This window comes from Bradyrhizobium sp. (assembly GCF_027451485.1).
GTDB lineage: Bacteria > Pseudomonadota > Alphaproteobacteria > Rhizobiales > Xanthobacteraceae > Bradyrhizobium.
In genome coordinates this window covers 1-6,596 of sequence record NZ_DAIDJE010000143.1, presented here as the reverse complement: position 1 = coordinate 6,596, position 6,596 = coordinate 1, and the positions used below count along the sequence as shown (strand labels likewise).

3 protein-coding genes and 3 pseudogenes are annotated in these 6,596 nt (G+C 66.1%); all 6 read right to left on the bottom strand.

Annotated features, from left to right (window positions below):
• Positions 1-229, bottom strand: a pseudogene (locus tag NEZ08_RS18220) (DNA primase); the annotation flags it as partial.
• Positions 230-244: 15 nt separating this feature from the next.
• Positions 245-2,137 (bottom strand): annotated as a pseudogene (locus NEZ08_RS18215) (strawberry notch C-terminal domain-containing protein); the annotation flags it as partial.
• 51 nt (positions 2,138-2,188) lie between these two features.
• Positions 2,189-3,205 carry a tyrosine-type recombinase/integrase gene (locus tag NEZ08_RS18210; protein WP_298109811.1) on the bottom strand — a complete coding sequence of 339 codons (1,017 nt, stop codon included), beginning with the start codon at positions 3,203-3,205 and terminating at the stop codon, positions 2,189-2,191.
• Positions 3,202-4,113 carry a tyrosine-type recombinase/integrase gene (locus tag NEZ08_RS18205; RefSeq protein WP_298109807.1) on the bottom strand — a complete coding sequence of 304 codons (912 nt, stop codon included), beginning with the start codon at positions 4,111-4,113 and terminating at the stop codon, positions 3,202-3,204. Before NEZ08_RS18205 ends, NEZ08_RS18210 begins: the two co-directional genes overlap by 4 nt.
• Positions 4,110-5,642: a tyrosine-type recombinase/integrase gene (locus tag NEZ08_RS18200; RefSeq protein WP_298109805.1), complete on the bottom strand. Its 1,533-nt coding sequence runs from the start codon at positions 5,640-5,642 to the stop codon at positions 4,110-4,112. The genes NEZ08_RS18205 and NEZ08_RS18200 overlap by 4 nt, the downstream gene beginning before the upstream one ends.
• 146 nt (positions 5,643-5,788) lie before the next feature.
• Positions 5,789-6,596 (bottom strand): annotated as a pseudogene (locus tag NEZ08_RS18195) (strawberry notch-like NTP hydrolase domain-containing protein); the annotation flags it as partial.

The window sequence follows — 6,596 nt, the reverse complement described above, 5'->3', positions numbered from 1 at the left end:
CGAGCAGATCGCCATGCTGGCCGGTCGCGGCATCAAGCCAATGACCGGCGGCACCTCGGCCGGCGTCCGGCCCGGTGAGCCGCACGAAAAGGCTGCGGCCCGGCGTGTTCTGGACATCGCCGACCAGCCAGTAGCGGCCCTCGCGGCGACCGTTCGAGAGGTAGTAGCGGCACACCGCCTCGGCCTCACGCGCGAGACGGTGCGCCAGTTCGGCGGCGGACCCGGACATGGAGCATCTCCACGTTCAGGCCGCGACGCGATCGACGACGCGGATCAGCGGCGCTCGGTCGAACAGCGCCGCCAGGATCGCGGGTCCGCGTTCGGTGACCGGGACGAACAGCCGCAGCCGCCAGGCGATGATCTCGCTCGTGAGACCCAGTGCCTTGAGCTGATCGACGGCGCCGTCCGTGAAGCCGGCGAGTTCGACGCGGGCGGCACCCATCACCGTCGCGCGCCGGACGGTGAGCGCGCCGGCGAGATGCAGCACGGCGCCATCGGCGAGCACGGCGGACCACGCTTCGTCCGGCGCCAGCGTCGGCGCGTCGTCCAACCCGAGCGCCCGGCAGACTTCGCCCATGGCGGCGGGCGAGATCAGGCGGCCAATGACGCGCTCGCCGTCATCGGTCTGCAGGCGATAGACGCGCAGCGATTCGTCGGGCAGCCGGTTCCAGATCGGCAGCAGCAGGCCGGTGACGATGTGAAATGCGCTCTCGGTGAATTCCGGCACCTGCGCCACTTCGGCATTCCATGTCGCAGCAAACCGCTCGGCGTCCGCCTCGTCCCACTGGGTGCGATCCAGCGCGTCGAGGGCGAGCGTCTCCCGGGCCATCGGCCGGACCAGACGCACCCGGCGCTGCACCTCGCCATCATCGAGCGTCAGGCTCGGCGCCGGCATCTGCACCCCGGCACGGCCGGACTGGGCGTTGACCAACAGCCGCGCTCGCTTGTCCTGCGCCAGGGCGAGCGCATCACCGGCGGGAAGCGGCCGGTTGCGGTCCCGGCGCAGCACCTTGAACAACCGCGTCTCGGCGCCGCTCGCCGCATGGGTATGGATGGTGCGCCGCTCGGCGATGCGCAGACTATCCGCCGTCAGCGTCTCGACGCCGACATCGTAGCTGCCGGCGGCGATCGCGCTCTCGATGCGGCTGGCGAGGAGCTCCTCGAACACCGCGAACAGGCCGTTCTGCAACGCGATCGGTAGCGCCAGCAGCCGGTTGAGGAAGGTGGTGATCGGCGGCAGGTCTTCGCGTAGCGACCCGTCGCGGTCGGAGAGATCAAGCCCGGTCGTCTCCTCGAAACGCGTGAGCGAGCAGCACTCCACCTTGCCGGCGAAGATCATTCCGTAGAACTGCCGAAGTGCCGCCCGGGCATACTGGCTTTCCAGATTGTCGTCGGCGCGGAACAAGCCTTGACCCCCGGTCTGGCGCTGGCCGCGGGTGATGGCGCCGAGGCTGTCGAGCCGGCGTGCGATGGTGGAGAGGAAACGCTTCTCGCCGCGCACGTCGGTCGCAACCGGGCGAAACAGCGGCGGCTGGCGCTGATTGGTGCGGTTCGAGCGACCCAGACCCTGGATCGCGGCATCGGCCTTCCAGCCAGGCTCCAGCAGGTAGTGCACCCGCCGGCGTTGGTTCCGGGCGGCGAGGTCGGCGTGATAACTGCGTCCGGTGCCGCCGGCATCGGAGAAGACCAGGATGCGCTTCTCGTCGTCCATGAAGGCCTGGGTCTCGGCGAGGTTGGCGGACCCCGGCCGCGTCTCGACGGCGAGCCGCTCGGCACCATCCGCGGCGACCTTGCGCACCACACGCCGCGACCGCCCGGTGACCTCGGCGATCTGATCGGTGCCGAATCGTTGGACGATCTGATCGAGCGCGCCCTGCACCGCCGGCAGCGCGGCGAGATGCTCGATCATCCGGTCCCGCCGCTCCACCGCCTCGCGCGACTGCACCGGCTGGCCGTCCCGGAACACCGGGCGGGAGAGCAAATTGCCTTCGCTGTCCGTGAATTCCTCGAACAGCTGCGTCGGGAAGCCGTGCGCCAGGTAGTCGAGGACGTAATATGCCGCGTCAGCATTATGCAGAGCACGGCGCTTCAACTCTTTGATTGCCTGTTCCATTTCGCGATCTCCACTTGGCATAATGATGGGCGCCGGGCAGAGGCCGCCCGGCGCTGTTCTCTTGTTGTCGGCTGTTCAGACCTGCTGATTTCGGGGATTGGTTGCGGCCGCGAGAACGGCCATCAGCTTGTCCGATGGCTTTTTGAACCGCCCGGGCTTGATCAGCGGCGGATGATGCGCGTCGAGAATCGCGAGCTTCTCGGTCGGATCGGCGCGCAAATACATCTCGGTGGTTTGGATGCTGGCATGACCCAGCCAGAGCGCCACCTTGCGGACATCACCTGTCGCTTGAAGCGTGTGCATGGCGCAGCTGTGCCGCAGCACGTGCGGCGTCACGCACTTCCCAGCAATCGACGGAACGGCTCTCGCGGCAGCGGCGACATGCAGTCGGAGCCTGTGGGCGAATCCATCGCGGCTCATGCGTCGGCCGTCCCGGTTCAGGAACAGTTCCGGGCCGTGATCGCTCGGACGAACCGCCAGCCAAACGCGCAGCGTGGCCTGCGTCTCCTTCCAGAGCGGCAGGATTCGTTCCCGACGCCCCTTGCCGAGAACTCGCACGCTGGAAAGCGACCTGTCAGGGAAGTCCTCCATCCGCATCGCCAACAGCTCGGATGCCCGCAATCCCGCGGCGTAGGCGAGGTGGAGCATTGCGCGGTCGCGTAGGCCGCTTTGCGTATGGATATCCGGCGCCGCAAGCAGGGCCTGGATTTCTTCCCGCGTCAGATAGTCGATGAGCCGGGTGTCCGTTCGCTTGACCGGCAGCGCCCGGATCATCATGGCCTGTTCGAGGCAGGCCGGACGCCGAGGCTCGACGAAGCGAAAGAACGCCTTGATCGCCGCGAGCCGTGCATTGCGAGAACGGGCGGCATTGTCCCGTCCTTCCTCCACATGATCGAGAAATGCCCTCACCAGTTCGACGTTGAGATCCTCAATCATGAGGTCGGATGGCTGCCGCTTGAGACGAGCGGCGGCGAAACGCAGCAAGAGCGTGAACGCATGCGCATAGCTGGCGACGGTATGCGGGCTGGCGCCACGTTCGTTCGGAAGGTGTTTTTGCAAAAACGCGGATAGGTCCGGAGCGAGCGGGGTCATGCTGCTCCTCCGACGAAAGCGCTTTCCGCAGCCGACGCGATCGTCCGCAACAGGACGGGCGTCGCCTCCAGATACCAATAGGTGTTGGCGACATCGACATGGCCGAGATAGGTGCTCAGCGTCCGCATGTGTCGCAAAACCGCCTGCTGATCATTCCCGCAGGCTTCGAGCGAACGCACTGCGAAGGTGTGGCGCAAGTCATGCAGCCGGGGACCCGGCCCGGTGGGATTGCGATAGCCGAGGCGCCGAACGATCCGGACAAAGATCACGTGGGCTCTGGTCGCAGTCGGAGCGCGGCCGTGACCCAACACGAAAAAATCGTCGCTTGCGTCATGGAGTTTGCGCCGGACTTCGAGGTATCGCTCAAGCGCGGCCCGCGTCGAAGCGTGCAACGGCACGAGGCGGCTTTTGCCGAACTTGCCGCAGCGAACCATCAGGCCGTTATCGGCCAGATCATCGAGTCGGAGGGACAATGCCTCCGAGATGCGAAGTCCCGTCGAGGCCAGCAACCCGAACAGATGATGATATGTGAGCGGGCTGATCGGAGCTTGACCTGGGACGTTCTGGGCCTCAGCCACGATGCGCGCGATTTGGTCCGGCATCAGAATGTGTGGCGCTGGCCGCCGCTGTCGGCCGCGTCCCAACAACCCCGCGGTTGGCGCTTCATGCCGCGGGTCTTCACCGCGCAGAAACTCGGCAAAGGCGCGCGCGAGGTCAAAACGGATACGGGCGGCGTTCGACGTAGAGGCCTCACCCACCCATTCCAGCATCAACTCGGCGGTTATGAAAGCTGCGGCCCTTCCGGCCAGGAATGTTGCGAACTGGCGCAGGGCCTTCTCCTGCGCATCGAACTTCTTGCCAAGGGCGCGATGCAGCTGGACGTAGCGATCGACGTGGCGGTGGATCATGACGCTGCTCCCGGCCAGGGCTGGGCGACGCCCGCCAACATCTCGACGTCCACCTTCGTGTAGATCGCAGTCGTTTCGCGAGAGGCGTGTCGGAGCGCGATGCCGATCTGATCAAGATCGGCGCCATCGCGCAGCCAGCCGGACGCCAGCGAATGACGGAACACATGCGCCCCTGTCGGCAGACCGGAAAATCCACCGCGCTTCAGAATGCGGGCGACAATACCGGCGATCTCGGCGGAAGACCGCAACGGGGTGAACGGCGCCTGCGTCCGCAGAAATACCCGGTTCGTCGAGACGACAGGCCGCGCATTCTCGATGTAAGCGAGAAGCGCATCGCCCGCGTCTTGTGGCAAAGGCAGCATCGTTCCGCGGCGACTCTTGCCGTGCAATCGCAGCCGCCCGGCCCGCCAGTCGATGTCGGAAAGGCGCAAGCGCCACACATCTCCCGCCCGCAGCGCCATCCGCGCGAGCAGGAGGAGGATGGCGCGATCCCGGATCTCGACGGGCGTCGTCGCGCCACAGGATGCGATGATGTCTTCGATGGTCGCCGTGGGAATCGTGCGCGGAACTGTTGAAAGCTTGCGTCGAATTGCCGGCGGCACGGCATGCAGAAGGAATGGTGCGCAAAGCCCCTGGCTGACGGTGAAGCGCAGAATCGCGCGCAGCACGGTAACTGTCATACGGATCGAAGAACGCGATCGTTCCGGGCCTTGATCCAGAACGATCGAGCGGATGACTGCCGCATTGTAATGCTTAGGATCCACGCCGAGGGCGCCGATCCACCGTCCCGCCTCCTGCCGATAGCGCCGGATCGTCTCGGCTGTCGTCCCTCGTTCGCGTTGCAGCCATTGGGCGAAGCTGTCCAGCCGCGGATCGACCTCCGGAGTATCGGGTGGCGTCGACGGATTGATCACGCCGCGTTCGCGGAGGAAATCGACAAAACGGCGCGCGCCGCGGCGACGATCTCCGGTCCCCGTCCCAGCCACCCGTCTGCCCTGCTTGGTTCGTATCGCACACCGACAATTGTGCATGGCGAACTGTTCAATGGTGGCGTCCGTGATCTCCTGGGCGGGAATGCGCGACTGCAAGATCCATTCGGCAAAATGCCGCGCCTGGCTTAATCGCCCGGCATAAGCCGACTTGCAGTAGCCGACCGCTTCGAGCCGGCCGACGAACCCTGCCAGATATTTGTCCAACCGTTCGACGCCAACCGGAACGGTCACGGCCCCTGAACTCTCCAGATAACGCAGAAACCGGCGGACATCGGTAATGTAGGCCGGATCGCGAAGCGGCCTGGGGCTGTAGCGTCCGCAGCGACAGCGATGCCGAGCGAAACGATCGACTGCTGCCGCATCGAGATCCGCGCACGCAATCCCGTGAGAGGCCGCCCACTTCAGGAAATGCCGCGCCGCGCTCAGGGCGCCGGCCGAGAGCCGGGGATGCTGCGCCAGATAGTTCTGGATGAGCGCGTGATCTTCGGAAACGGCGCCGGGATAGTCGCTGCGGCGAGAGTTGGAGGGAGGAGTCATGAGGGGTGTCCTTCTGCTGTTGAGAGCAGAGGCATCATGGTTATGCCAAGTGGAGATCGCGAAATGGAACAGGCAATCAAAGAGTTGAAGCGCCGTGCTCTGCATAATGCCGACGCGGCATATTACGTCTTATCCCGAGATCGGGATAAGACATATTCGCGCGGGGTGATGTCCACCTGCACGTCGGCCCATTCCCCGGTGGGAAGCTCCGCCAGCCTCCGGTCGAGCAATGCCTCGCCGGTGGAAACCAGCTGCACGACGCAGGCGGCGCCCTCGGCAAGATCGCGCTCGATGGCGCCGATCAGCGTCGGCACCTTCATGGCGGTGATCAGGTGGTTGAAGAAGCGCTGCTTGTTCGATTCGAAGGCCGATCGCGCCGCCGCCTTCGCCTGCCGGTTCAGCGTGCCGGACGGGCCGGTGACGTTGGCCGCCTCCAGCGCTTCGGCCAGGTTGGCGTGGATCACCTGGAAGGCCTCGGCATAGGTGTCGTAGATGCGCACCTGCTCGGGGCTGAGCGCGTGCTCGACGATCTCGACCTCGATCCCCTCGTACGACAACGACCGCGCGGCGTAGAGGCCGAGCGCCTTCAGATCCCGCGCCAGAACCTCCATCGCGGCGATGCCGCCGGCCTCCATCGCGGCGACGAATTCGCTCCGCGTCGCAAACGGGAAATCCGTGCCGCCCCAGAGGCCGAGCCGTTGCGCATAGGCGAGGTTCTGCACCGAGGTCGCGCCGGTCGCGGAGACGTAGAGCACCCGCGCATCGGGCAGCGCGTGTTGCAGGCGCAGCCCGGCGCGGCCCTGTAGCGACGGCCCGCGCTCGCCGCGCTCAGAGGTGTCGCCGGCGGCGTTGGCCATGGCGTGCGCCTCGTCGAACACGATCCCCCCGTCGAAATCCCGCCCCAGCCAGTCGATGATCTGGTCGAGCCGCGAGGCCTTGCCCTCCCGCTCGACC